Genomic DNA, 26650 nt, shown 5'->3' with positions numbered 1-26650 from the left:
CAAAGTCGCAGAGTCGCAAAGTTTTTTTTAAAGCTTTGTGACTCTGTTTTTTATTTAAGTTTTTAAGTGTTTTATACTAAAGATTTGAAACTACTCTTTTTATTCCAAATTTGATAATTGGTACGTTAAAGTTAATTAGTAAACCTAATTTCATTTTTGTTATTTTGAGATATGTGAGAACTTGTTTTGCATGTACATCTGTCACTTGTTCGATAGATTTAATCTCTAGAATTACTTTATTTTCAACAATTAAATCTGCTCTAAATCCAATATCCAGATTTATTTGATCCCAAATAACAGGCAACGTTTTTTGTCTCTCTACACTTAATCCTCTCTTTGTTAATTCATGAAACAAAATTGCTTCATAAACTGATTCCAATAATCCTGGTCCTAATTTGACATGTATTTTATAGCAAACATCAACTACAACAGCCGAAATTTCATTCTCATTCATTTTTACAAAATTAAAGTATAAACTTACAAAAATAAAATTCAAAAACTTTGCTTCTCTGCGACTTTGCGAGATTAAAATACCTTCAACTTAGCAAAAAAATCTTAAAGATTAAATTACTTAAAAAAAAGTCGCAAAGCTTAAAAATTAAACTTTGCGACTCTGCGTCTTTGCGAGATTAAAAAAAACTTACTTCACAAAATCCACAGCTTTAGCAAGCGCTTCCCCAATTCCATCAACATTTTTACCTCCTGCCGTCGCGAAGAAAGGCTGACCTCCTCCTCCACCTTGGATGTATTTACCTAATTCACGAACTACTTGTCCTGCATTTAAGTTTTTCTCTGCTACAATTTCTTTAGAAACATAGCAAGTTAACATTGGTTTTCCTTCGTGAGCAGTTGCTAAAACTACAAATAAGTTGTTATAAGAACCACCTAATTCGTAAGCTAAATCTTTTGCACCTTCTGGGTTTAAATCTACTTGTTTTGCTAAGAATTGAACTCCGTTGATTTCTTGTAATTCTTTAGCCAAATCAGCTTTCATATTTTTAGCTTTATCTTTCAATAAAACTTCCAATTGTTTTTTCAATTGCGCATTTTCGTCTTGTAATGCTTGGATCGCTTTTACAGGATCTGGAGCATTTTTTAGCACTTCTTTAATTTCTCCGAAAGAAATTGCTTGAGACTCAAAATATTCTTTTGCAGCTTCACTTGTAATCGCTTCAATTCTTCTAATTCCAGCAGCAACAGCTCCTTCAGAAACAATTTTAAAGTGCCAGATATCAGATGTATTGGCAACGTGCGTTCCTCCGCATAATTCGACAGAATCTCCGAATTTAATAGTACGAACTAAATCACCATATTTTTCACCAAACAAAGCAATTGCACCATCTTCAAGAGCTTGATCTTTTGGAATCGCTCTTTTCTCGATTAATGGCAAACTCTCACGAATTCTTGCATTTACAAAGTTTTCAACCTCTAATAATTCCTCATCTGTAACTTTAGCAAAATGAGAAAAGTCAAAACGCAATGAAGCATTTCTTACCATCGACCCTTTTTGCTCGATATGCGTTCCTAAAATCTTACGTAAACCTTGGTGCAACAAGTGCGTAGCAGAGTGATTTGAAGAAGTTTTAGCTCTTTGAATAGCATCAACAACAGCATTAAAAGTTCCAGTTAGATTCTCCGGCAGTGATTTTGCCAAATGTATCGTTTGGTTGTTTTCTTTTTTAGTGTCGATGATATAAATGATATCTCCGTTTTGCGCTTCTAAATATCCTTTATCTCCAGTTTGTCCTCCACTTTCTCCATAAAATGGAGTAGCATTGAAAACTAATTGGAAAATTTCTCCATCCTTTGCACTTTCAACTCTACGGTACTTCGTAATCTTAACTTGTTGTGATAATCTGTCATAACCAACAAATTCCTGAATTTCATCTTCAACAATTACATTCCAGTCACCTGCAGTTACTTTAGAAGCTGCACGAGATCTTTCTTTTTGTAATTGTAATTGCTCTTGGAATCCTTTTTCGTCTAATTTCAATCCTTTTTCTGAAAGAATCAAAGCCGTTAAATCGATTGGAAAACCATAAGTATCATACAATTCAAAAGCTTTTTTACCGTCGATTGTATCTCCTGCATTATTTAAGATTACAGCATCCAAAAGAATTAATCCCTGATCTAATGTTCTTAAGAAAGAGTTTTCTTCTTCACGAATAACATTCGAACAAAGTGCTTTCTGTGTTCTGATTTCTGGGAAAGAATCTCCCATTTGCTCGCTTAAAGTTTCAACCAATTTAAAAATAAATGGCTCTTTTGTTCCTAAGAAAGTAAATCCGTAACGAATAGCACGACGTAAAATTCTACGAATTACATATCCTGCACCCGTGTTAGAAGGCAATTGTCCATCAGCAATAGCAAATGCTACCGCACGAACGTGATCTGCAACTACACGAATAGCAATATTCATTTTATTTTGTTCTTCACTAATGTCTGTTACATCATTAGTTGTATATTTTGCTCCAGTAATGGTTTCGATTTCTCTAATTAAAGGCATGAAAACATCAGTATCATAGTTTGATGTTTTTCCTTGCAAAGCCATACACAAACGCTCAAATCCCATTCCAGTATCAACGTGCTGTGCAGGAAGTTTTTCCAATGAACCATCTGCTTTACGGTTGAATTCCATGAATACATTGTTCCAGATTTCAACAACTTGCGGATGATCGTTGTTCACTAAACTTTTTCCAGAAACTAAAGCTTTTTCTTCTGCAGAACGTAAATCAACGTGAATTTCAGAACAAGGTCCGCATGGCCCTTGGTCACCCATTTCCCAAAAATTATCTTTTTTATTTCCAAGAATAATTCTATCCTCGTCGATTAATGTTTTCCAAATATCCCAAGCTTCTTGGTCAAATGGAACATTATCTTCTTTACTTCCTTCAAAAACAGAAACATAAAGATTTTCTTTTGGGATTTTGTACACTTCTGTCAATAATTCCCAAGCCCAGTTGATTGCTTCTTTTTTAAAGTAGTCACCAAAAGACCAGTTTCCTAACATTTCAAACATAGTGTGGTGGTAGGTATCAATACCAACCTCTTCAAGGTCATTATGTTTTCCTGAAACACGAAGACATTTTTGCGTATCGGCTATTCTTGGACTTTTTGGAGTTCCGTTTCCTAAGAAAAATTCTTTAAACTGGGCCATTCCCGAGTTGTTGAACATTAAGGTTGGATCGTCTTTAAGTACAATAGGAGCTGAAGGAACAATAGTATGCCCTTTACTCTCAAAAAAATCTAAAAATTGTTTACGTACGTCTTGTGATTTCATATTTTAATTAGAAAATGTGTCTGTTTTAATGTGTCAATTTGAAAATTAGATAATTAGCTAATTTATTCATTTGATGATGCGTTAAGTTTTTTATAATGTATTGAAAAAACTTATAATTTAAACAATAAATTACCTATTTTGCGCATTATCTAATGATAAAATAGCCCCAATATCTAATCATTAATCCTTGTAAAAAAGTGTCGAACAACTGAAACATTTCGCAGTTTCGTTCGACTAACTCATTTTACAAGGTGCAAAAATAGCGTATTTTAAAATATGGCGAAAGTAAAATATTATTACGACTCAGAAAATCTGGCTTATACGAAAATAAAAACCAGAAAAAGAATAAAAATTGGTTACGCATTCCTGTTTTTACTGGCATCGGCACTGTTTGGTTTTTTAGTTTTTGTACTTTTAATAAACACGCCTTATTTTGAAACCCCAAAAGATCGTTTACAAGCCCGTGAAATTGAAAATTTAAAACTGCAATATGCCATTTTAAATAAAAAATTGGACGAAATCGACGCTGCCGCAGATGCATTAGAAGAACGTGACAATAATATTTACCGTGTATATTTTAACAAAGCTGAAATTCCAGATTCGATCAGGAAAGCTGGTTTTAGAAGTTCTGACAGATACAAAGCGCTAGAAGGATATAATAATTCTCAATTGGTTTTAAATGCAACCAAAAGAGTCGACAAACTATCGAAGCAGTTGGCCATTCAGTCTAAATCTTTAGATGATATTTTAAAATTAGCTGGAGCTAAAGAAAATTTATTGTTAGCGATTCCTGCCATTCAGCCAGTTCGAAATGAAAATTTAAAACGTGTCGCGTCAGGTTTTGGATACCGAATTGACCCTTTCACGAAAGTGAGAAAAATGCATAACGGAATGGATTTTACCGCCAATACTGGAGCTCCCATTTATGCAACAGGTGACGGTGTTGTAGAAAGAGCTGACAATACAGCTTCGGGATACGGAAACCACATCGTGATCAGGCACGGTTTTGGATATGAAAGTTTATATGCGCATTTAAGTAAATACAACTGCCGTCCGGGGCAAAGAGTGAAACGAGGCGATGTGATTGGTTTCGTTGGAAGTACGGGTAGATCTGAAGGTCCGCATTGTCATTATGAAGTGCATAAAGACGGAAAAGTCGTAAATCCGCTGAATTTCTATTACGGAAATATTTCGGCTGTAGAATATGTGGCGATTTCGCAAATGGCAAACCAAGAAAACCAATCATTAGATTAATATCACGAAAAAATAGTATTTTTGAAATAAAATAGAAAAAAACAAATCATGCATATTGAACTTTCTAAAGACAAGAGATATTACAGTATTGGCGAAGTTGCCAAAGCTTTTAATGTCAATGCCTCTTTGATACGATTTTGGGACAGCGAATTTGACATTCTAAAACCTAAAAAAAATGCAAAGGGAAATAGAATGTTCACTCCAGAAGATGTTACCAACCTTCAATTGATCTATCATTTAGTAAAGGAAAGAGGTTTTACTCTTGAAGGTGCCAAAATACACTTAAAAGAGGGTCAGAAGAAAACGTTAGATAAATTCGAAATAATACGTAAATTAGAGTCGATAAAAACGCAGCTGAACGACATCAAAAACGAATTGTAATTAAAAATAGAAATAAACTTAAATCAAAACAAATATGAAAAAGTGGTTAATCCCTGTAGGAATTATTGTAGCACTTATTGCTATTATCGCATTTTGGTCGATTGGTATTAAAAATACTGCTTTGCAACACAGTCAGGCTGTTAATAAAGAATGGGGAAATGTTCAAACGGCTTACCAAAGACGTAATGATCTTATCGGGAATTTAGTAAACACTGTAAAAGGTGCTGCTGACTTTGAAAAAGGAACTTTGACAGCAGTAATTGAAGCTCGTGCCAAAGCTACATCGGTAACTATCGATCCTAGCAATGTTACACCAGAACAATTAGCAGCATTTAACCAAGCTCAAAGTGGCGTAAGTTCATCATTATCAAGATTATTGGTATCTGTTGAGCAGTATCCAACTTTAAAAGCAAACGAGAATTTCTTAAAATTACAAGACGAATTAGCAAGTACTGAAAACCAAATTTTAACTGCTAGAACTCGTTTTAATGAAGCTGTACAAGTTTACAACGGATACGTTTTAAAGATTCCAAACAACTGGTTCTTGAGCGAATACAAAGAAAAACCATACTTTGAAGCCTCTACTGGAGCTGATAAACCTGTTGAAGTAAAATTCTAAAATCTACAATCTAAACTCTAAAATCATTTTCATGTCAAAAGTAGAAGATTTTTTAACCAAAGAAGAAGAGCATGAAATTGTTGAAGCAATTCGCGTGGCCGAAAACAATACTTCTGGCGAAATTAGAGTACATATAGAAAAAACAACTTCTAAAGTCCATTTTGATCGGGCTTTAGAAGTTTTTCATGAATTACGAATGGATGAAACCAGATTGAAAAATGGAGTATTACTCTATTTTGCAGTTGAAGATAAAAACTTTGTGATTTGTGGAGACAAAGGAATTAATGATGTCGTAGCTAACGATTTTTGGGATTGTACCAAAGACATTATGGTGAATCATTTTAAATCCGGCAATTTTAAACAAGGAATTGTTGACGGTATTTTGAATGCCGGAGAACAGCTCAAAAAATATTTTCCGTCTCAGGAAGATGATGTAAACGAACTATCTAACGAAATCTCAAAAGGATAAATAATGAAAAATTCCAAAATTAAAATCCCAAATTCCAATAGAATTTTTCAGATTACTTTTTTGTTTATCGCATTATTTATCAGCAATGCTATTTTTGCGCAATTTGAGATTCCACCCAAACCAAGTTTCCAGACTTCTGTTTACGATTACGCTAACATTTTAAGTTCTACAGAAAAGGCACAATTAGAAGAAAAACTAATTCGTTACTCTGATTCTACCACTACTCAAATCGTAGTAATTACAATTGAGAGTTTAAAAGGAGAAGATGTAAGCCAATTAGCAACTAAATGGGGGCAAACATGGGGAATTGGAGGAACTAAAGAAGATGATAATGGAGTGGTCATTCTTTTAGCTAAAAATGAAAAAAAAATTGCCATCAATCCTGGATATGGTCTTGAAGATCGTTTAACGGCAGGTATTGGCGGAACAATTATCAGAAATATTATTATACCTGAGTTTAAAGCAGGAAGCTTCTACAACGGTCTTGATAAAGGAACTGATGCTATTATTGATGTTTTTAAAGGAAAATACAAAGGCGAACGCAAACAAGCAAAAGGACAAGATTTTCCTATTCTGCCTTTTATTGTAATTGTTGTAATTGTTTTAATCTTACTCGCTCGAAATAAAAGAGGCGGAGGAGGAAATTCTGGCAACAATGGCGGCGGAGGCCCTAGCCTGCTCGATGTTATTATTCTGAGTAATCTTGGAAGAAGTGGCGGAGGAGGCGGATTTGGAGGCTTCGGCGGCGGATCATCTGGCGGTGGTTTTGGCGGAGGCGGTGGCTTCGGAGGCGGATTTGGCGGTGGAGGTTTCTCTGGCGGCGGATCTAGCGGAGGCTGGTAATTTATTCTGGTTCTAATTTTCCTCGTTTCAGGTTTCAAGTTTAGGTTTCAATCTTAAAAAATCATACATTTACATTTTACAATTTATTAATAGATGTTATCACATAAAGCAAAATACGCCCTTAAGGCCTTACTTTATTTAGCAGAACAAGACGAAAATCACATTTCTAGAACTGTAGAAATCGCTGATGGCGCTAACATTCCTAAAAAGTTTTTAGAGCAGATTTTATTAGATCTAAAACGCGGCCGTTTTGTAAGCAGTAAGCAGGGAAAATTTGGCGGATACTATCTAATTAAATCCAAAAATGATATCACTTTGGCAGAAATTCACCGATTATTTGACGGTGCAATTGCCCTTTTGCCATGCGCTTCTTTAAATTTTTACGAGCCTTGCTCTGATTGTAAAACCGAGTCTGAATGCAGTCTTCGTCACGGTTTAATGCTAATTAGAGATAAAACTTTAAAGGCTATGGAAGGCATCACAATCGCCTCATTGGTAAAAAAATAAAAAAATATTTTCTAAAGTCTAGTAAATCGATAGAATTAATTATATATATTTGCCAAAAATAATTAACTAATCATTTACAAAATTTTAACTCATGAAAGTACATTCTAGTAAATCAGGTGGACAAAATCTTTTGCAAAAAAAACATAATTATAATTTCACAACTGTGAATACTGCTTCATCTATGATGTGTATGTGTTGGTAAAAAAAATTTAATTTTAAATTCTACTAATCATATATACTTAATATAAAAAATGAAGACATCTATAAAAAATATACTTACAATTCTTGCAGTTTTAACATTCTCAATCTCATTCGCACAAAAAATTGACGGGGTTGTTACAACAGATCAAAATATTCCTTTAGAAGCAGCCAATGTGGTAATTAAAGGAACCACTTTTAGCGCGATTACAGATTCTGAGGGAAGATTTTCGATAGAATCACAAGGAAAATTACCACTTACAATCCTCGTTCAATACATTGGTTATAATACTGCTGAGCTTGAAATTACAGCTATCCCTGCTTCACCATTATTGGTGACTTTACGCGAAGAAAACAAACTTGTTGAGGTTGTAGTTTCTTCAAGAAGAAGAATTGAAAAAGTACAAGACGTACCTATTGCCGTTTCTGTAGTTACAGGAAAACAAGCAGAAGCAGCAGGAGCTTTCAACGTAAACCGTATTAAAGAATTGGTTCCTTCTGTACAATTATATTCTTCTAATCCAAGAAATACTGGAATCAACATTAGAAGTTTAGGTTCACCATTCGGACTTACCAACGATGGTATCGATCCTGGAGTTGGTTTCTACGTAGACGGTGTTTATTATGCTCGTCCTGCAGCAACTACTTTAGATTTTATCGATGTAGAACAAATCGAGGTATTACGTGGTCCACAAGGTTCTTTATTCGGAAAAAACACAACTTCTGGAGCTTTTAATATTACATCTCGCAAACCAAGTTTTACAACTGGTGCCGATTTTGAATTGAGTTACGGAAATTATGCCTTTTTACAAGCTAAAGCTTCTATCACTGGAGCATTAGGAAAAAAAGTCGCTGGTCGTTTATCTTTCTCAGGTACACAACGTGATGGTTTAATTGATAACATTGCGACAGGAAGACCAACCAATACTTTGAACAATCAAGGTTTTAGAGGACAATTATTATGGACTCCTACTGAAAATACAAACATTACTTTTGCAGGAGATTTAACAACACAGCGTCCTGACGGATATGCGCAGGTTGTTGCTGGTGTTGCCCCTACTCAAAGGGCTGCATACCGTCAGTTTGATGCTATTATTAAAGATTTAAATTATCAATTGCCAAGTTTAAATGCTTTTGACCGTAAAATAGATCACGATACACCTTGGCGTTCTGGACAAGATTTAGGAGGTGTTTCTTTAAACATTGATACAAAAATTGGAGGCGGAACTCTAACTTCTACAACTGCATGGCGTTTCTGGAACTGGGATCCGTCAAACGATAGAGATTTTACAGGATTACAAGTTTTAGCTAAATCTCAAAACCCAACAAGACAAACTCAGATTACACAAGAAGTTCGTTATGCTGGACAATTAACTTCAAAAATTAGTGGTGTTGCAGGAGTATTCTTTATCGATCAGACCTCTCAGACAGATGGTACAGAAGAATCAGGAAATGCACAATGGAGATTCTCTCAAAGTACAACTAGTCCATTATGGAAAACTCCAGGTCTTTTTGAAGGATACGGAATTAAAACTGACGCAAGAATTAGAGCTTCTAGTGCTGCAGTATTCGGACAGCTTGATTGGGCTGTTACAGAGAAATTCCACATTTTACCTGGTTTGAGATATAATTTTGATAAAAAAGATGCAAGTTATTCTCGTAAAACTTATGGAGGACTTCAAACTACAGATCCTGCCTTATTGGCTTTGAAAAAATCGGTTTACTCTGATCAGGCATTTGACTCAGATACTGACAATACAGACTTTTCTGGAAACTTAACGCTTACTTATAAAGCATCAGACAAAATCAATGCTTATGCAACTTATGCAAAAAGTTACAAGCCAGTTGGAGTTAACGTAGCAGGTCTTCCAACAAACGCAGCAGGACAGCCAATGACAGACCTTGCAGTGGTTAAGCCAGAAAAGGTAAATCATTATGAAATTGGAGTAAAAACATCTCCGTTTAAAAACTCAATTTTCAATTTAACGTTCTTTAATACTGATATCAAAGATTTCCAAACTAACGTTCAGGCAGCTGAATTGGGTGTAAACCGTGGATATCTTGCCAATGCAGATAAAGTACGTGTAAGAGGTGCAGAATTGGATGCAAGTTTTGTTATCAATTCGCATGTAACAATTAATGGAGCGGCAACTTATACAGATGGTAAATATGTGAAGTTTACTAATGCGCCACTTCCGTTAGAAGAAACTGGAGCGCCAGTTGCCTTCAAAGATGTTTCTGGAACTGAATTGCCAGGAGCTTCAAGATGGGCAGGTTCTCTTGGAGGTGAACTTTCGGATAAAGCAAAATTCTTTGGTAATGCTGGAAAAATTTTCTTCGCCGCTGACGGATATGCTCGTTCTGAATTTTCTTCAAGTCCTTCGGCTTCAAAATATTTAGTCGTACAAGGTTATGCAATCTTTAATGCTCGTTTAGGTTTCCGTGCTTCGCAAGGTTTATCTATTCAGATTTGGGGAAGAAACCTTTTCAATAAAGATTACTACGAGCAATTATTGCCTGCAGGTGGTAACTCAGGTCAATATGCTGGAGTTCTTGGTGATCAAAGAACTTACGGAGTTACATTCAAGTATTCACTGTAAGATGGTTAGTTAGTTTTAGTATTAAAAAGGGATACATTTTAAAATGTGTCCCTTTTTTTTATTTCACAAAATAACTTTCAAATCAAATTTTAAAATAGACGGAAATAAGATCATTTGTATAAATTCGCAGCCTGAATTTATAGTTTTTGAACAGATCTTTTAGATTACTTTTTACCATAATCTTTCTTTGCCAGCTAATTACTGGGCAAAATCAAAGAAATATCGACCAGCAGACTTTGACCTGGATTCGATACTATAATATTTTTCCGTTATCCGAAAAATGGGCTATTCATTCTGAATTTGATAATCGAAGCTTTGTAAACCCTGTTCACGAAAATCTTTTCGTTATACGGTCTCAAGCTCGTTACAGAGCGACTAATATGATGGATTTTGGTGCTGGATTTGCTTTTTTTAGCGTCAATACTCAAAACCCAAACCTTGACCCTGATTATTCTGTTCCCGAATATCGTGCACAGCAAGATCTTACTTTAATTAATGATATTGCCAAAATAACTTTTCATAATCGCTTTCAGCTCGAAGAACGATTCATTCAAAAAGCAGATAAAAATGGACTTTTAGACGAATTCTCATTTGCTTACCGATTTAGATACCGATTACAATCTATGTTTACCCTTTGGGAAAAAGAAGGAAGAAGCATAAAAGGAACTATTTCTGACGAAGTGTTATTCAATTTCGGAAAAGATAATCGTAGAAATACTTTCGATCAAAACCGTTTTTACGTTGCTTTACGTTATCATTTCAATCCAAATCTTGGTTTGGAGCTGGGTTATTTAAAGAACTTTCAAAGACGCGCCAGCGGTGTAGATTTTTACGATCGTGATATTATCCGATTCACGGTTTACCATAGAATTAATCGGAAATTTTAGATTTTAGATTTTAGATTTTAGATTTTAGATTTTAGATTTTAGATTTTAGATTTTAGATTTTAGATTTTAGATTTTAGATTTTAGATTTTAGATTTTCTAATAAAAAAACCGAAAATCAAAAATTTGATTTTCGGTTTTTTTAATCTTTGAGCCTTAGAACCTTAGCATCTCAGTACTTCAGAACCTAAAAAAAACTCACGATCCTCTCTGTTTTCTTCCTTTTTTGCTTTCAGCAAAGTTTCCAATTTTATAGGCTAGAGAAAACATTACGTAGCGTTTTAAAACTGTATTTTCTTCATCTCGAATTGAGGTTGGCGAAATGGTTCTTGTGGCACTTTGGTTTTGATTTAAAACATCATACACTTTCACTTTTGCATATAATTTTTTATCCAAAAATCCGTAAGAAAGACTCGTATTCCAAAGGAAGAAATCTTTTTTGAAATCGTCTGAGATATTAGAATTATAAGTATATCCAAAATCATTTCCGAAAATTAAATTAGCAGGCCAATAGGATGTTGTCTGCAAATTAATTCTATGAATTACGTTTGAAGTCGCATCTCTAGAATAGTTTTCATATCGTGTTTCGTTGTACGATAAACTATAAGATGGCGCGATTGAAAGCACTTCTCCATAATCATAAGAAGCATAAACACTTGGCGTAATTACAACCGATTTTGCATTGTACATAATAGCATTTGTAAATCCTTTATCAAAATTATAATTACCGCTTAAACGCAAGCCATATCTTAAAGTATGAGCATCTTTTTTAACCTGCTGATTCCAGTTTCCTCCAACAGAAGCCGAATACGTTCCCGAAATATTTACATAAGTTGTATTTCTTTTTCCGCTATCATCATAAATAGAAGTTGAAACTATATCATTATTGTAGTAATCTCCTTTAAGGAACAGGCTATAGCCAGAACGTGTTCTAAAGTCAAAGTTTTTAAAATCGATTCCTGCCGTATTTTTCTCAATCGGATTTAAATTTGGATTACCAATTACACTATTCAACGGATTATTTAAATCTGCAACTGGCATTAATTGTGTTGCCGACGGAAGCGCATTAGAATAATCGTATTTAAAAGTTAAATTTTTAGAACGATTAAATTTATATCGAAGTTGTGCCGTTCCGTACGGAAGCATGTATCTTTTATTCAAATCGGTTGTTTGATTTAAATAAAAAGAATGATTATCAAACTCTACAATTGATGTTCTAGAATTGATATTAAGCGTGTATTTACTTTTCTGCCAACTGATACCAACTTTTGGTGTAATCGAATTTTGTTTGGATGTGGTATAATTTGTTAAGGACAAATTTAAATCTGAATAGTCTTGTGAAGCATCATCAAAATTAAATGTCTTTTGATCGTTCATCGAACTTTGCCAGTCAAAATCGGTACCAAAACGAACGCGAAGCGAATCTGTAATTGGCTCTGTATATTCTAAATCTAGTGAATAAGCATCGCTTTTTGAAGTATTTTTTGCGTTCTGATTTCTTTCGTCGTTCGGTTTATTATCCTGATAGAAAATCGTCTCAGAAATATTGATACCGTTCGAATCATTTTTAGTGTTATTGTTATTAAAAACTACACTTAAATTTCGCGACTTTTTTTCAAACGTTTTGTTGAAATTAATGCTGTTGGCAAAACTTGTATTTGAACTTTCGGCATGCGATGTTGCCGTACTTTCGTTCAACGCATCGCCATTTTCATTTTCAGAGAAAGTCGAAGAAGACGAATTACTATTTGATTCCGATAAATTCAATTTAGGAGCAAAAACAATCTGCATCGTAGGATTGATTTTGTATTCTAATTCAAAATTGGCCTTGTTTCCTGTATTTTCATTTCTAGTTTTAGAATCGGCTTCTGTCAAGATATTTCCCGTTGGCAAAAAACTAAGCTGGTTGGATTTGCTGTCATTTTTAGTCACCGCATTTGTAAAGTTATAACTGCTCATAAACTCCAAATCTTTTGTCCAATCGTCAGAATAATTAATCCCAGCCAAAGTCGACTGTGTAATCCCTTTTCCTCCACTGCTCGCACCTTGACTGCCTCCTTTTGCATTTCTTCCTCCTCCCATATTATCAAACACCTCATCCATAGAGAATCCGGTTGAGTTGATATTATTTGAAGATGCTAAAACACTAATTTTTTGTTTGTTCTTGAAGAAATTCATCATCAAACTACTTTCATAGCGTTCGTCTGAACCATATCCTCCAAGTACTTTACCAAAATACCCTTTGTTTTTCTTTTCGTCGATTGTAATATTTATACTCGAATAATCTGAAGTAGATTCTTGTTTAGAAAGTTCTTCTTTTTTGGTTTTAAAATCAGAAACCTGAACTTTTTTAATAATATCTGCCGGAAGGTTTTTAATCGCAATAGCTCCATCTTTATCAAAAAATGCTTTTCCGTTCACTAAAACTTGATTGACTTCTCGTCCATTTACGGTAATTTTTCCTGTATTGTCAACATCAAATCCTGGCAACTGTTTCAATAAAGTTTCCACATTTGCATCTGGACGCACTTTATAAGATCCGGCGTTAAATTCTAATGTATCTTTTTTGATGGTAATGGGCGGTGCTTCGCTTTTTATGATTACCTCATTTAAGACATTTGCATTTTCAAGCATGTACAATTTACCAAAATCTTTACTTTCTGTAAGTCCTTTTTGTTCTTCGTAATACGCTTGGTATCCCGTATAATTTACTTTCAGAAAAACGGGCTTATCATACTTTTTAGTATTGATAATGAAATTTCCGTTTTTATCGGTCGTAGCATATTCAATAATGGTTGAATCTTTTACCGCTGTAAAATAAACGGTGGCGAGTTCTAGCGGAAGTTGCGAGTTAATATCGACTACAGTTCCTTTAATAACAATATTGTTCTGGGCATTTGCCGAATATACAAAGGCTAAAAACAATAGTAATGAATAAATTCTGGTCATAAAATTAGGTTAGTTAGATCAGTAAGACTTTAAAAAACGCAAAAGGTTTAATTGTATTTTTTACATTTATCCAAATATAATGCCAATAAAAAATTGATCTTTTAATTATCTAGACACCAAACATAAAAAAATCCCCTAATTCAAGGGGATTCTTTTTTTATTTTTCTCTAATATAAATATCTATCGGAACTCCTGCAAAATCCCATTTTTCTCTAATTTTATTTTCGAGATATCTTTTATATGGTTCTTTAACATATTGTGGCATATTGGCAAAAAATACAAACTGAGGTGTTTGTGTTGGCAATTGCATACAATATTTAATCTTTACATATTTTCCTTTTGTTGCTGGCGGCGGATAAGCCTCAATCACTTTTAACATGTACTCGTTGAATTTTGAAGTTGCAATTCTTTGTTTTCTATTTTCGAAAACTTGAACTGTTGCTTCTAATGCTTTTAATAAACGCTGTTTTGTTAAAGCAGAAACGAATAAAATTGGCACATCTGTAAAAGGCATCAATTCTTTTTTGATTTTCTCTTCGTAATCACGAGTAGACATCGTATCTTTTTCTACCAAGTCCCATTTGTTCACCAAGATTACAATCCCTTTACGGTTTTTCTCTGCCAACCAGAAAATACTCTGATCTTGACCTTCAAATCCGCGAGTTGCATCGATAACTAAAATACAGATATCTGCATGCTCAATCGCACGCACAGAACGCATTACAGAATAAAACTCTAAATCTTCTTTTACTTTTGCTTTACGACGAATACCGGCAGTATCAACCAAGTTAAACTCGAAACCAAAACGGTCAAATTTAGTATCAATTGCATCACGAGTTGTTCCAGCAATATCGGTAACAATATAACGATCTTTACCAATCAAGGCGTTGATAAAACTAGATTTTCCTGCATTTGGACGTCCTACAACTGCAAAACGTGGCAATTCAACTTCTGGCGTTTCTGGTTCAGGTTTTTCTGGGAAAGCATCAATTAAAGCATCCAATAAATCTCCCGTTCCACTTCCAGAAATACTTGCGAATGTATAATATTCACCTAAACCAAGATTGTAAAACTCTACCGCGTCTTTTTCGCGCATAGCATTATCAACCTTATTTACAGCCAATAAAACTGGTTTTGTTACTTTACGAAGTAATTTTGCAACAGTTTCATCCATTGGGGTAATTCCTTCTTCAACATCAACCACAAAAATAATAACATCGGCTTCGTCGATAGCAAGTTCTACCTGCTTACGGATTTCACCTTCAAATACGTCATCGCTTCCGCGAACGTATCCACCTGTATCTATGACAGAAAACTCTTTTCCGTTCCACTCGCTTTTACCATAGTTTCTATCACGGGTAACCCCAGATACTGAATCTACAATAGCTTCTCTTCTTTGTATCAGCCTATTAAAAAGGGTCGATTTCCCTACATTAGGTCTTCCTACTATCGCAACAATGTTATTACTCATTTTATTGATTTTTAGATTTTAGACTTTAAATTTCAGATTCTTAGCTTCCTAAAAACCTAATCACTTGTAATCCAAAATGCCTTATTTAAATTTTTTGCAAAGGTAGTTAAAAAAAGTTGCTGAGACGCTAAGATTCTAAGTACCTAAGTTTTTTAATTATTTTGTTTCAAGTTTCAGGTTTCAAGTTTTACGTCTGCGATAAAACTTGAAACCCGAAACTTGAAACAATTAAAAGCTTTATTGATTGTAACCAAATCGTTTTAGCATATTGGCGTTACTTCTCCAGTTTTTATTCACTTTTACGACTAGTTCAATGTGAATTTGTTTTCCGAAGAATTTCTCTAAATCGGCACGAGCATCGGTTCCAACTTTCTTTAAAGCGGCACCTTTATGTCCGATAATAATTCCTTTTTGAGTTTCACGTTCTACCATAATAATCGAACGGATTCTGATGATTTTTTCATCTTCAAAAAATTCTTCTGTTACGATTTCAACCGCGTATGGAATCTCTTTGCTATAATTCAATAAGATTTTTTCACGAATAGTTTCGTTAACAAAGAAACGTTCTGGCTTGTCTGTCAACTGATCTTTCGGATAATAAGCTGGAGATTCTGGCAATAATTCGATAATTCTTCCGAAAACTTCTGGAACATTAAAATTCTGTAAAGCCGAAATCGGGAAAATTTCTGCATCTGGTACTTTTTCTTTCCAAAAAGAAACCTGCTCTTCTAATTGTTCCTGATTAGAATTATCTATTTTATTTAAAAGTAATAAAACGGGAATTTTGGCATGAATGATTTTATTAAAGAAAGCTTCGTCTTTTAGATCTTGCTCGCCTATTTCGACCATATAGATTAAAATGTCTGCATCTTCAAAAGCCGATTTTACGAAGTTCATCATCGATTCCTGCATTTCGTATGCTGGTTTGATGATTCCAGGAGTATCAGACAAAACTAACTGAAAGTCTTCTCCGTTTACGATTCCTAGAATTCTATGACGTGTAGTTTGTGCTTTTGATGTAATGATCGACAATCGTTCTCCAACGAAAGCGTTCATCAATGTTGATTTTCCAACATTTGGATTTCCGATAATATTTACGAAACCTGCTTTATGTGACATTTTTTGCTTTATTTATTTTGCAAAGGTAGTCATATCAACTCAATACAGAAAATAAAACATTTTTTAAAGTTTTCGTTGGATTTCTCAAAAATCGACGTATCTTTGCACCCGAAACATCGCGGGATAGAGCAGTAGGCAGCTCGTCGGGCTCATAACCCGAAGGTCACAGGTTCGAGTCCTGTTCCCGCTACTAAAGTAAAAAACACCACTTATTACAAGTGGTGTTTTTTTTTTGCTTAAAATCAAAAACCAATTATTTTATGGAATTTTTAAACCTTTTAATTGCAATGTTCTTTGGCATTTATTCTAATCGAAAAGACCTTTCAAAACACATTTTACAATTCTGAATTTGGTAAAACATTTCATAAAGGAATGGTTAATTCACTTTCTTTTCTTTATAATTTAATAGGATTAGGTCTTTTCTTAGATATATGGATTATAAAATTTAACGGTTCTACTAATGGATTATATATTGGTTTAATAGCATTCTCGATATGCGTAGTTTATTCAATTTATTTTAAAGCTTCGCATATTAAAATCTAGTTTTTTTCTCATATAAAACTTTTCTTTTCAATCAAGATTATGTTTTTCACTATATCCTTTAAATTGAACTGAAATTTTACCGCCGATACTACATTGACAAGTAGATTTATCTGTAAGAATTTTATAATTATTAATTGTATCTTTTTCTGCTGTATTCTCCCATTTAATTACAGCAGGATTGCATTGGCTTCTCGTAATACTGCAAGCACTAAAGTTAGGAATATTAGTTTCAGCCTGTTTATCATTTTCTGTAGCAATTAATTTGCTCTCTGCCATGCAAAAATCCTGACTTGTTACTTTTAGTTTGCTGGGTTTTGCTCCTTTATTGCAGATTAGAATTGCTGACTCTGTTATTTTTTCTGGCATGGCTCTTCTTTAAATTCTATTATTTCATTTTGCTGATAATTTATCTTTTTTGTGCCAATCAATTTACCTGATTCTATTTTTAATACATCATAATCTGTAAATCCGTTAATTGATATTGTTCTGCCTTCTTTTTTCCACATATATTTTTTTATTTTAGAAGGAGAGCTATCATAAGTTGATTCCATTTCTTTTGGAGAACATCTATAAATAGTCCTGTAAAATACATTAACATATTTTTTTTGAAATTCTAAATAACAGTAATATCTCATTTCACATCCACCGCCGCCTGAATATTCCTTACAAGCAATACCTGTTTGAGCAACAAAAAATTTCCCTCTAATATTTTGACCTTTCATGATAAAACTAGCAAACAACAACAAGGCAATAAAAATATTATTCATGAGTTATCTTTATTAATGTTTAATTCAATAATCCTTTTGAGGCTTTTTTCTGTACTTCCATATAAATTTTTTATAATTAGGATACTTATTTTTATTTATCACAAAATCAATTACGGCACCGCAAATTCCAATACTACTATCACAATCAGGATCTATTTCATTTCTATAATCATAATAAATAGTATCATTAACTATTTCCGCAAACATATTTTTGGGCTCAGGAATACTACCACAACAATCTCCTCTGAAATAGCCTAAAGTAAAAATTACCGTATCTTGCTTTTCAATCCATTTACCAAATTTTTCTTTATCACTCCATCTATTTTTAGAATTTGCAAAATAATAATCAAAAGAACTTTGGCTGTTTCTTGAATTTTTTGTTTTAAAAGAAACCAAAAAAGCACAAATCAATAGTATTAAAAAAATTAAATTTTTCATCTTTTTTGTGTGTTTATAAATTACACTTCTTTTTTTATTTATTGACTTCATTATTTTTTACCAGGTCGTTTAAATATATCATCCCAAAAACCTTTGTTTTTATTTTCCTCATAATTTTTATGCCACTCTTCTTCAAAAATTTCCCATTCTTTTTTGGTGTAGTCCTTGCCTTTGTAGGTCTTGTAATAGGAATTATTTTCTGCTTCTACCTTCGGATCCCATTCTTTACCAGTTGCATCATCAATAATAAAACTATAATTAGGTTGAGCATACCACTGTCCGTCTATTAGCTCACTCTTAATTACATGAATTTGATAATATTTTTTGATTACTGCATCAGGTGTATCATGTCTTAAAGCGGTAGCTTGTCTGGTATCATAAATGTCAACGTTTTTTTCCTTCAAAACAATGTCTCGAATTTCTTTAAATGAATGCTTGAATATTGTATCAAAATTTATTTCATTTACTAATTTTCCAGATTCATCATAATTAAGAATTTTGATCTCTGAATCATTAAATAATAAAATTTCTTCTCTAATATTTCCAGTTTTATAATAGTTATAAACGGATTGGTTTGGATCAAACTCTTTGGTAACTTCTCGTTGGTAGGTCTTAATATTTTGCGTTGCATTACTTGTAATATCCAATTCTCTTACATTAAGTTTATTCGCTAGTATATAACGGTATTCATTCGCAAAACCCTGCTTCCCTTTATTTTCTTCAAATTTTTTTATATCAAATGTTTTCATTGTTTTCAAATTAATTTTACTATTTCTTTCTTGGGCTTTACAAGTATTTAGAATAAGTAAAAAGATTACTGCTAATGCAAATTGTTTCATATTTTTTATTTAAACATTACTTCGAACTATATTCCATTGCCATTTCCAAGTTGATTTTTTTACTTTTGACCCATAGCTCATAAAATTATCTGTAGAGTTCGCTAAATTTATATTTCCATTAGCAAAAACGTATTTTATATTTGATTCTAAAATAGGTGTACTATCTAGATGCGTATGATACAATCCTAAACCATGAAGCCCCTCATGTGTAATTGTATCGTCGTTCCTTATTGCTCCTCGAATTCCGTTAAATAAAAAAACATTTTTAATATTGACATCTTGCACTTGGCCAGGTACTGCCGCTGCCCTACCAGTAAAAGGATTGTCAAAACTATCATACGTATTTTCATCAAAGCAAAATATAGTATAGTAGTCTGTATACTGTGGATTCTGATTTATATATAAATTTCTTATATAATCAAATATACCTGTTTTATCTTCATTTATATTACCCCCTGTATGCTGTGTACTACCACTTATATTATTAAAAATATATTCCCCATAAATTTGATTCCCTGACGGATTAGTTAGTACCTTAAATTTTGAATCTCCAGTTAAATCCAAAGGTAATCCAGTATAAATTTCACTTGTAATTAAACATTGATGTAATCCTTGTTGCAATCTCTTTTGTTCAATTGGAGATGCCGACCCAGTTTTTACTCTCAAGCTAGCTATACTAGTTTTTACAGGCACTAAAACAAATTTTTGATTTTTTCTAGCGGTGCTGTCATTTCTAAGTACTATTATTTTTCCTGCCAACTTCCGTTCAAGTAATTGTTCCGCAGATGTTTTTACGGTACTTCCTTTTGGATAAACATAAATTCTAATTTCTTTATCACTATCTAAATCTTTAAGGCATTTAATTTTTATAGTGTTGTCAGCAGAATTCACCAAACCTGTTGTTTTACTTTTATCTTGAAGAGTTATTTTATCAATAATAAACAACGTACTATCATAATCAAATTCTAATTTGTCAATTTCTTCTTCTATATCAACTAATATTTTTAAATCTGCTTGATATGTTGGCTTATTAATTACTGTAGCAGGCATTAAACTTATAAATTCCTCAGAAAACAAAGTAAGATAAGGGACAAAATAATCTGGAGAAGGCATTGTTGCAGGGGAATTAATACCAGCAAGAATTGGTTTTCTGGTAATAGGAATATTTTCGTACTCAGTTTTTAACTGTGCATACGCCGTTCCACTAGCTCCCGATGTTAAGTTGCTTAGACCGTCCTTATATCCTCCCTCAATAATACTGTCATAAGCAGGATCATTTGGATCAGCTAATCCATTATCTTTTTCTCTTAGCCAGTCAAATCCAAATTCTCCATTCCATGAAGAAAGCGGTCTAAAATAAACAACCGCCAGCGCTATAGAATCTGTAGACGATGCTTCTATCTCTTTTGCAGTATTAGTAAGGCTGTTTCCTTCTGCACCATGCATTTTTGCGGTTCCTGTACTGTTTACAACCGCTTCTTTATCTGAATGTAAAAGAGCCTTTTCTTTACCATGCAGTTTGGTTACTTTTGCTTCAATATCTATTTTGTCATTGCTGTTTATAAGTGCTGTACCGCTAAACAGGTTCATAAATCCAGATATTTTCTGCTGCATGGTTTTGCTTAAAATATAAATACGGGTTAAGGCATTGAGCACATAATCGTTTGTAGTAATTTCCGTGCTCTGTGATGCGTTTATAATTAGCTTTTTTACATTGATTTCAAAAATATCTGTGTTTAATTCTATTTTGCGCTTGCCGTCAAATTGTAAAAAGCTTTTTGCAGAGTCCTGCAATAATACGCTTCCTTGAGCATCGTTCATCAATAAAAGATTGTTACTTCTGGTATGGAGCGCCTTAATATCATTATTTTCCGTACCATAGCCGCTTTTTTCTTTTCGGCTGGTCATAGTTCCCACTACAATTGGCAATTCGGCATTATTGCCTTGAAAATCTACAAATACCATATCGCCTACTTCGGGCAGAATATGCCTGCCTCTGCCGTTTCCGCTGTATTCCTGCACTAAGGGAATGTAGGGCGTTGATTCTCCTTTTAATTTCTGCCATGGCATCTGCACTTTTACGGCACTAAGTCCGTCGGGGTCTGCGTTGGCGATAACCACCGAGGTCTGGCTGCCGCAAATAGGTATTAAATCAGGATTTGTTTTAGGCGAAAACACCGAGTCGCTGGTATTTACTGCCTTAAAATGATTCTCATAACCACCGCCATCGTCACAAGAATGTACAATTTCGGTTACGCGATAAAAGCTTTCATGCTGTTTGTCTACTCCGCTTACTCTAACGTTATTTCCAACCGTAACGCCTGGCACTTCGCTTGATGCGATAATCTCCATCAAACCGCTTAATACAGCACGCATTTTATTCTGGGTATATACTTCACCTGTAAGGCTTCCGTGCCCGTCAACGGCATTTTGATTGAGCTGCATTACCGTTTTTTTACTGTAAACAGCGTTAGACTTATTGATGAAATTTTGATGGAAGCCATCAAGCTCTTTTCGGTAATTTATTGTATTATCTGTACTGTAGCTGCCATCGCGATTGTCATTTTCTACAACGGTAAAGGAAGTAGGCATTAGTTTAATACTGTACCTAAACTCATGCATATTTACGCCGTAAATCAGGTGCGGCTGGATGATATCTGCAGAATCTCCAAAAATTAAGACTCTGCCGTTATCATAAAAATATTGCCCATAGCGCATTGCCAGACGGTTTAAAAAAGCAAAACAGCTTTCGTTATATTGTACTGTATACGGGATAATTGCATCATGAAAAGGTCTTATCTGCATATCAATATTGTAGCCCGTTTTTACTCTGCTAACAATATCACTCAGCGTCATTCCTGTAAAGGAGTTAGATTCTGGTGCGTTTTCCAGCAGAAAAGAAGTACTGTATCCTTCTATCAAAAAACTTTCTTCGATATTGTCAATGCAAGATTTTTTCATGCTGACGCCTGAAACTATACCATAAAACTGCATGATATAATTTTTAGGGTCTGCCATAATGAGCGGGTCATTAAGCCCATCAATCGGTTTTATCTCAATGCTTATTCTCTCGCCATATAACTGCTGAGAAACAGGCATAATACTCTTAAACTCTTCTACTAAGAAATCCTGTCTTACTTCTAGAGAAAAAGTATGGTGGTCGTGAATTTTCTGCACGACTTTTAAGCTGGTAAAATTGGTGATTACAGTCTGTCCAATTTTTATTGCGGTAATAGTTTGTAAAGCCATGATGCAGCTGGATTAAAGGTTATCTGTTTTCCAATTGCTCTCAAATATGGTATTGCCAATTTTAACTTCATTTGAAGTAAGCAGAATTTCAGTTGTCATAGGCGAAGCTCCCTCACTCTGAAACTTTTTTCTGAAAGAAATGCAATAGGCTTTTTTAAAGGCAACATTTTTCATGGTGCTCATAGCATCTCTGCGATAAAAAATAATCTTGCCGTCTTTTACGCTGGTTTTAGAAACCATCCAGTCCGAAAACAAATCGGTTTGTGTGCTTTCTACAACTAATTTGATATGGCCTCCTTTTGTCTTACTTGCCGGTTTGCCATTACTGTCTGTCTGTTGGGTAAAATGGATCTCAAACTCTAAAACATTAAATGTTTCATTGTCTAATTCTAGCTTTGCTAAAAAACTCATATTTATATAGGTATTGATTTAAGCTGTCATGAAATAATATTTCTAACTTTAATCAATAATGAGAAGTGGTATTTAAGCAATAAAAATATTACATTTAAATATATTGCTAATATATAAATTTTTATTACATTGTAAGAAAAATATTGTTTTTTTTTATTAAAAAATAATTCTTACTAACAAAAAAAACTTCCGATTGCTCTGAAGCTTTTTTTATTACATACAACTTTTTTGTAAAGTTGCTACCTCAATTCAAAAAACTCCTCAGAACATGGATAATTTATTTAAAAACAGATATAATATCTGACAAAAAGAATATTTACAGATATTTTTTTATCTTTGAAATTCAGTCTTTAATCCGAATGGCTTTATCTTTGAGCTTTTGGAAAATCAAAACTTATTATGGAACAGAAAATACATCAGGGAAGAAACGTAAAACGTTTTAGAGAAATGCTTAACATAAAGCAGGAAGCACTGGCTTATGATCTGGGAGAAGACTGGAATCAAAAGAAAATCTCTTTATTGGAGCAGAAAGATGTAATTGAAGATAATATACTTAGACAAATTTCTACAGTATTGAAAATTCCTGTCGAAGCTTTTCAAAACTTTGATGAAGAACAGGCTGTAAATATTATTTCCAATACATTTTCAGATTTTAAAGATGGAGCTTCCGCAATTAATTTACATCCAGTATTTAACCCTATTCAAGAGGTTTTAAAACTTCACGAAGAAAAAATTGCTTTGTATGAACGAATGCTGAAAGAAAAAGACGAAATGATGGAAAGGCTTGAAAAGCTAATCAATAAATAAAGCATATATTAATTTAAATACAGATACCACAGTTGTAATAAAAAAGCTTCAGATTTCTCTGAAGCTTTTTTATTACACTTTCCCTGATTCTCTTTGTGGGCACAGATTGCAAATCTGCGCTATCGTTGTCTAAATATCGGAGTGATAGGATTTCTATTTCATACGTTTTGCTTCGATCTTTTTTCCATTCTGTAATAAAAACAAATTTGAAATTTCTCCTTTTTCGTTCTTTTCAAACTGAATTTGTGCATCTACTACTTTGTAGAAAAATAACATTTCACTTTCTACAAATATTCGGTATGCATTTTGTCCTGTCAATTGTGAAAAAAGCTGATCTTTATCTAATGAAATTTTTATTTCATACTCATTTTCAACTACATAAGTCCCAACAAACTTTTGAAGTTCTTCAGGAGTAATACTAATTTCTTTTCTGATTTTTTGCACAGGCAATGGTTTATTATATAGAATACTTCTAATTGCCTTAGAAGGAATTGAAACGTTGCTGTGATTTTGAAGTATTATTATTGTTTTATCATTTGTAATATGTCTATCAATAAAAGTCACATAGCCTGGCCACCCCCCATCATGGTTTGCAATTTTTCCAAAATCAGCATTTTCTTCAATTCCCCAACCAAAACCATAATTCCTTTTAGCTCCGTCTTTCAAAGTTGCTAATTCAAAAACTGCTTTCATATCCTCTTTTGTGAGTAATTTATTGGTATATAATGCTCTATCCCAAATCAATAAATCGTTTACAGTTGAATTAACTCCTCCATCTCCAACAACACCATCAAGCCAAATAACAATTTTAGTTTCTTCCAATTCGTCTGGTAAAACATATTTTTTCAAACTATCTGAGTAAACATAACCAAAAGCATAATTGTCAATTTTCTTTGGCGATAATCTACGATTGTACGCAAAGGTATTTTTCATTTTCAACGGTTGGAAAATAGCCTTGTTTAGATAGTCAGCGTATGTCATACCCGATGCTTTCTCAATTATTGATGCCAATAGTGCATAGCCCGTATTGCTATATTCCCATTTAGTATTTGGCTCAAATAGTATTTTTGGTTGATGTTTACTAAATATATTAATTATGTCTTTGTTAGTGGCAATTTTAGATTTGTCAAATAAACTATCCATAAGCTGCATGTAGTCTGGCAGACCTCCGGTATGATTCAATAAGTTTTTTACCGTTACTCCTTTATAAAAAGAAAGTTCGGGTAAGTATTTTGTGATGTCATCGTCCAAATTCAACTTCCCTTTTTCTTTAAGTATCATTATCCCCATAGCTGTAAACTGCTTTGAACAAGATGCCAATTCAAAAATCGAATTTTCGTTCAATTTTTCTTTTGTTGTTTCATTTGCAAGTCCAAAACTATGGCTATAAATAACTTTCCCTTTTTCTGCAATTAGAACATTTCCATTGATTTTCTCTTTTGAATAAAGAGAATTGAGTAAACTGTCGATTTTTTGAATTCGATCTTGTCCAAATGTAAGATGTGCAACTAAAAGAAGTCCGATTGTAATTGTTAATTTCATTTTTTTATTTCTGGTTAATTAATGCAGGTGAGATGGCTCGCAAAATTGCCACCAACTTATTTATATGTGTGACAAAACCATATAAAGCCATCCAAATTTGGGTAGCTATATGTGATAAATCTCATACATTATTTATCTTTCAAATATATAATTTTTCGAATACAAACTTTAGATAAACAATCGAAATTCACATTAATGTTAACACGAAAAGTATTCAAAAAATAAAAATGCCTTTTTAATGTTTACGAAATAAAAATCCTATTTTTGGAAACAAAGAAAGAATGACATTTCTACCCCATTTACACTAGAAAAGTCGAAAATCTTTAAACTTTTAACAACTTAACCAGAGAATTAAACTATACCTTACGACAATGAAATATTTAACCGCTATTTTATTTTTCACAATACTTGCCTGTAACAGTGTTCATAAAACTAATAAACAAATTGTTGAAAATGCGATTACAAATAACGCGGCTAAGTTATTAGAGGACAAAAGATTTCATTCTGTTTCCATTACAGTGTTTAAAGATGGAGAAGCCACAATAAAACATTTTGGTGAATTAACGATCGGAGAAGGAAATAAACCAAACGATTCTACACTTTACGAATTGGCTTCGGTAACTAAAACTTTTACAGGTTATGTAGCCGCTAAAGCGGTGCTTGATAAAAAAATAAATTTAGAGGACGATATTAGAATTTACCTCGATGAACCTTATCCTAATTTAGAATTTAAAGGCGAACCTATAAAAATCAAACACCTTATTACACATACAAGTGGTTTTCCTAATTTCCCTATAAAAAGCGAAAATAAAAAGGCTTTTTTTGAAGGACTAAAACTAATCAAAATTGAAACGATACCTGGAGAAGTATATTCCTATTCCAATACTGCTCCCGAGTTGACAGCATACATACTTGAAAAAGTGTATCAAAAGCCTTATGAGGAATTGGTAATTGAATTTATTTTGAAACCAAATAAAATGAACCAAACCAAGTTTACACTAACTGAAAATGATAAAACAAGATTGGTAAAAGGCTATAATGATAAAAAAGAGTTAATGCCTAACTTCACTAGAACTTTATGGGGCGGAATTTCGGGATTGCATTCTACGCCTACGGATTTAGTAAAATATATGAAATTGCAACTAGACAAGTCAAATCCTATTGTAAATGAATCGCATAGAAAATTATACAAAGAAGGTTCTGATTTTTGGGAAGGCTATCATTGGTACATCATAGAAAATGAAAAAGAATTAATTTATAGACATCACGGAGGTATATACGGAATGCAGAATTGGTTTGTAATTTATCCTAAACAAAGCATAGGGATATCCATAATTACAAATACAAGCTTTAATGAAACAGGAGAAATTTTAGAAAATGTAGTCAATAAATTGTATGATGATATAAAAAAATAAACCAAAAAACGGGACAACTTACTTTATAATTACCAATGTTATTTTAAATGCTTTTAAGCTTTAAT

General features: G+C 33.3%; 22 protein-coding genes and 1 tRNA gene. 11 read left to right on the top strand and 12 right to left on the bottom strand.

All coding sequences use genetic code 11. The features are described 5' to 3' along the window. Positions 1-76: 76 nt before the first annotated feature. On the bottom strand, positions 77-454 hold the full coding sequence (locus BSF41_RS06590) for a GxxExxY protein (RefSeq protein ID WP_095928716.1): 378 nt from the start codon (positions 452-454) through the stop codon (positions 77-79). Positions 455-640: 186 nt separating this feature from the next. Continuing rightward, positions 641-3280: an alanine--tRNA ligase gene (gene alaS / locus BSF41_RS06585; RefSeq protein WP_095928715.1), complete on the bottom strand. Its 2640-nt coding sequence runs from the start codon at positions 3278-3280 to the stop codon at positions 641-643. A gap of 276 nt (positions 3281-3556) precedes the next feature. On the opposite strand from alaS, the gene BSF41_RS06580 reads away from it, so the two are divergent. The 8 genes from BSF41_RS06580 (at position 3557) to BSF41_RS06545 (ending at position 11038) form a co-directional block, all read left to right on the top strand. After that, the gene (locus BSF41_RS06580; RefSeq protein ID WP_095928714.1) at positions 3557-4534 is read left to right on the top strand and encodes a M23 family metallopeptidase; all 978 of its coding nucleotides are present in this window, start codon (positions 3557-3559) and stop codon (positions 4532-4534) included. Between the two features lie 48 nt (positions 4535-4582). Continuing rightward, positions 4583-4915 carry a MerR family transcriptional regulator gene (locus tag BSF41_RS06575; RefSeq protein WP_026730479.1) on the top strand — a complete coding sequence of 111 codons (333 nt, stop codon included), beginning with the start codon at positions 4583-4585 and terminating at the stop codon, positions 4913-4915. A 34-nt stretch (positions 4916-4949) separates the two neighbouring features. Next, positions 4950-5534 carry a LemA family protein gene (locus BSF41_RS06570; protein ID WP_095928713.1) on the top strand — a complete coding sequence of 195 codons (585 nt, stop codon included), beginning with the start codon at positions 4950-4952 and terminating at the stop codon, positions 5532-5534. Between the two features lie 31 nt (positions 5535-5565). Further along, positions 5566-6003 (top strand): TPM domain-containing protein, encoded by a 438-nt coding sequence (locus BSF41_RS06565; RefSeq protein WP_095928712.1) that lies wholly within the window; start codon positions 5566-5568, stop codon positions 6001-6003. Positions 6004-6006: 3 nt separating this feature from the next. Beyond that, entirely contained in the window at positions 6007-6846 is an 840-nt protein-coding gene (locus BSF41_RS06560) for a YgcG family protein (protein ID WP_095928711.1), read from the top strand. Between the two features lie 93 nt (positions 6847-6939). Continuing rightward, positions 6940-7353, top strand: coding sequence for an Rrf2 family transcriptional regulator (locus tag BSF41_RS06555; RefSeq protein WP_012023964.1), 414 nt, complete (start codon positions 6940-6942; stop codon positions 7351-7353). Between the two features lie 251 nt (positions 7354-7604). After that, positions 7605-10151 carry a TonB-dependent receptor gene (locus BSF41_RS06550; protein ID WP_095928710.1) on the top strand — a complete coding sequence of 849 codons (2547 nt, stop codon included), beginning with the start codon at positions 7605-7607 and terminating at the stop codon, positions 10149-10151. 146 nt (positions 10152-10297) lie between these two features. Beyond that, positions 10298-11038, top strand: a complete 741-nt coding sequence (locus tag BSF41_RS06545; RefSeq protein WP_253251770.1) for a DUF2490 domain-containing protein — start codon at positions 10298-10300, stop codon at positions 11036-11038. A 195-nt stretch (positions 11039-11233) separates the two neighbouring features. On the opposite strand, the gene BSF41_RS06540 is transcribed toward BSF41_RS06545, so the two are convergent. The 3 genes from BSF41_RS06540 to era form a co-directional block, all read right to left on the bottom strand. Then, on the bottom strand, positions 11234-13984 hold the full coding sequence (locus BSF41_RS06540) for an outer membrane beta-barrel protein (RefSeq protein ID WP_095928709.1): 2751 nt from the start codon (positions 13982-13984) through the stop codon (positions 11234-11236). Positions 13985-14141: 157 nt separating this feature from the next. After that, positions 14142-15455, bottom strand: coding sequence for a ribosome biogenesis GTPase Der (der, locus tag BSF41_RS06535; RefSeq protein WP_095928708.1), 1314 nt, complete (start codon positions 15453-15455; stop codon positions 14142-14144). A 237-nt stretch (positions 15456-15692) separates the two neighbouring features. Then, on the bottom strand, positions 15693-16574 hold the full coding sequence (gene era / locus BSF41_RS06530) for a GTPase Era (RefSeq protein WP_095928707.1): 882 nt from the start codon (positions 16572-16574) through the stop codon (positions 15693-15695). 117 nt (positions 16575-16691) lie between these two features. On the opposite strand from era, the gene BSF41_RS06525 reads away from it, so the two are divergent. Further along, positions 16692-16764, top strand: a tRNA-Met gene (locus BSF41_RS06525). A 380-nt stretch (positions 16765-17144) separates the two neighbouring features. Here the strand turns inward: BSF41_RS06525 and BSF41_RS06515 are convergent. The 6 genes from BSF41_RS06515 to tssD are packed head-to-tail and all read right to left on the bottom strand — an operon-like array spanning position 17145 to position 22821. After that, a complete protein-coding gene (locus BSF41_RS06515) occupies positions 17145-17483 on the bottom strand; it encodes a DUF4280 domain-containing protein (RefSeq protein ID WP_095928705.1) in 339 nt (112 codons plus the stop codon). After that, on the bottom strand, positions 17468-17884 hold the full coding sequence (locus BSF41_RS06510; RefSeq protein WP_141248126.1) for a hypothetical protein: 417 nt from the start codon (positions 17882-17884) through the stop codon (positions 17468-17470). The genes BSF41_RS06515 and BSF41_RS06510 overlap by 16 nt, the downstream gene beginning before the upstream one ends. Before the next feature lie 24 nt (positions 17885-17908). Next, a complete protein-coding gene (locus BSF41_RS06505; protein ID WP_095928812.1) occupies positions 17909-18322 on the bottom strand; it encodes a hypothetical protein in 414 nt (137 codons plus the stop codon). Positions 18323-18372: 50 nt separating this feature from the next. Next, positions 18373-19161, bottom strand: a complete 789-nt coding sequence (locus tag BSF41_RS06500; RefSeq protein WP_095928703.1) for a hypothetical protein — start codon at positions 19159-19161, stop codon at positions 18373-18375. A gap of 9 nt (positions 19162-19170) precedes the next feature. Next, positions 19171-22410 (bottom strand): phage baseplate assembly protein V, encoded by a 3240-nt coding sequence (locus BSF41_RS06495; protein ID WP_095928702.1) that lies wholly within the window; start codon positions 22408-22410, stop codon positions 19171-19173. 12 nt (positions 22411-22422) lie between these two features. Further along, the gene (gene tssD, locus BSF41_RS06490) at positions 22423-22821 is read right to left on the bottom strand and encodes a type VI secretion system tube protein TssD (protein WP_095928701.1); all 399 of its coding nucleotides are present in this window, start codon (positions 22819-22821) and stop codon (positions 22423-22425) included. Between the two features lie 399 nt (positions 22822-23220). Between tssD and BSF41_RS06485 the strand changes: the two genes are divergently transcribed. Then, a complete protein-coding gene (locus tag BSF41_RS06485) occupies positions 23221-23628 on the top strand; it encodes a helix-turn-helix domain-containing protein (protein WP_095928700.1) in 408 nt (135 codons plus the stop codon). A gap of 153 nt (positions 23629-23781) precedes the next feature. Here the strand turns inward: BSF41_RS06485 and BSF41_RS06480 are convergent, their stop codons facing one another. Then, positions 23782-25170 carry a serine hydrolase gene (locus BSF41_RS06480; protein WP_095928699.1) on the bottom strand — a complete coding sequence of 463 codons (1389 nt, stop codon included), beginning with the start codon at positions 25168-25170 and terminating at the stop codon, positions 23782-23784. 371 nt (positions 25171-25541) lie between these two features. On the opposite strand from BSF41_RS06480, the gene BSF41_RS06475 reads away from it, so the two are divergent. Further along, complete coding sequence (locus BSF41_RS06475; RefSeq protein WP_095928698.1) at positions 25542-26585, top strand: serine hydrolase; 1044 nt, start codon at positions 25542-25544, stop codon at positions 26583-26585. Positions 26586-26650: the final 65 nt, after the last annotated feature.

This window comes from Flavobacterium sp. ACN2, from assembly GCF_002303885.1.
Taxonomy (GTDB): domain Bacteria; phylum Bacteroidota; class Bacteroidia; order Flavobacteriales; family Flavobacteriaceae; genus Flavobacterium.
The sequence above is the reverse complement of the archived record's forward strand: the minus strand, read 5'-3'. Positions and strand labels throughout refer to the sequence as shown.

Coding starts and splice junctions, on each gene's coding strand:
- BSF41_RS06590 (WP_095928716.1), bottom strand. CDS start 454: ATGAATGAGAATGAAATTTCGGCTGTTGTAGTTGATGTTTGCTATAAA.
- alaS (WP_095928715.1), bottom strand. CDS start 3,280: ATGAAATCACAAGACGTACGTAAACAATTTTTAGATTTTTTTGAGAGT.
- BSF41_RS06580 (WP_095928714.1), top strand. CDS start 3,557: ATGGCGAAAGTAAAATATTATTACGACTCAGAAAATCTGGCTTATACG.
- BSF41_RS06575 (WP_026730479.1), top strand. CDS start 4,583: ATGCATATTGAACTTTCTAAAGACAAGAGATATTACAGTATTGGCGAA.
- BSF41_RS06570 (WP_095928713.1), top strand. CDS start 4,950: ATGAAAAAGTGGTTAATCCCTGTAGGAATTATTGTAGCACTTATTGCT.
- BSF41_RS06565 (WP_095928712.1), top strand. CDS start 5,566: ATGTCAAAAGTAGAAGATTTTTTAACCAAAGAAGAAGAGCATGAAATT.
- BSF41_RS06560 (WP_095928711.1), top strand. CDS start 6,007: ATGAAAAATTCCAAAATTAAAATCCCAAATTCCAATAGAATTTTTCAG.
- BSF41_RS06555 (WP_012023964.1), top strand. CDS start 6,940: ATGTTATCACATAAAGCAAAATACGCCCTTAAGGCCTTACTTTATTTA.
- BSF41_RS06550 (WP_095928710.1), top strand. CDS start 7,605: ATGAAGACATCTATAAAAAATATACTTACAATTCTTGCAGTTTTAACA.
- BSF41_RS06540 (WP_095928709.1), bottom strand. CDS start 13,984: ATGACCAGAATTTATTCATTACTATTGTTTTTAGCCTTTGTATATTCG.
- der (WP_095928708.1), bottom strand. CDS start 15,455: ATGAGTAATAACATTGTTGCGATAGTAGGAAGACCTAATGTAGGGAAA.
- era (WP_095928707.1), bottom strand. CDS start 16,574: ATGTCACATAAAGCAGGTTTCGTAAATATTATCGGAAATCCAAATGTT.
- BSF41_RS06515 (WP_095928705.1), bottom strand. CDS start 17,483: ATGCCAGAAAAAATAACAGAGTCAGCAATTCTAATCTGCAATAAAGGA.
- BSF41_RS06510 (WP_141248126.1), bottom strand. CDS start 17,884: ATGAATAATATTTTTATTGCCTTGTTGTTGTTTGCTAGTTTTATCATG.
- BSF41_RS06505 (WP_095928812.1), bottom strand. CDS start 18,322: ATGAAAAATTTAATTTTTTTAATACTATTGATTTGTGCTTTTTTGGTT.
- BSF41_RS06500 (WP_095928703.1), bottom strand. CDS start 19,161: ATGAAACAATTTGCATTAGCAGTAATCTTTTTACTTATTCTAAATACT.
- BSF41_RS06495 (WP_095928702.1), bottom strand. CDS start 22,410: ATGGCTTTACAAACTATTACCGCAATAAAAATTGGACAGACTGTAATC.
- tssD (WP_095928701.1), bottom strand. CDS start 22,821: ATGAGTTTTTTAGCAAAGCTAGAATTAGACAATGAAACATTTAATGTT.
- BSF41_RS06485 (WP_095928700.1), top strand. CDS start 23,221: ATGGAACAGAAAATACATCAGGGAAGAAACGTAAAACGTTTTAGAGAA.
- BSF41_RS06480 (WP_095928699.1), bottom strand. CDS start 25,170: ATGAAATTAACAATTACAATCGGACTTCTTTTAGTTGCACATCTTACA.
- BSF41_RS06475 (WP_095928698.1), top strand. CDS start 25,542: ATGAAATATTTAACCGCTATTTTATTTTTCACAATACTTGCCTGTAAC.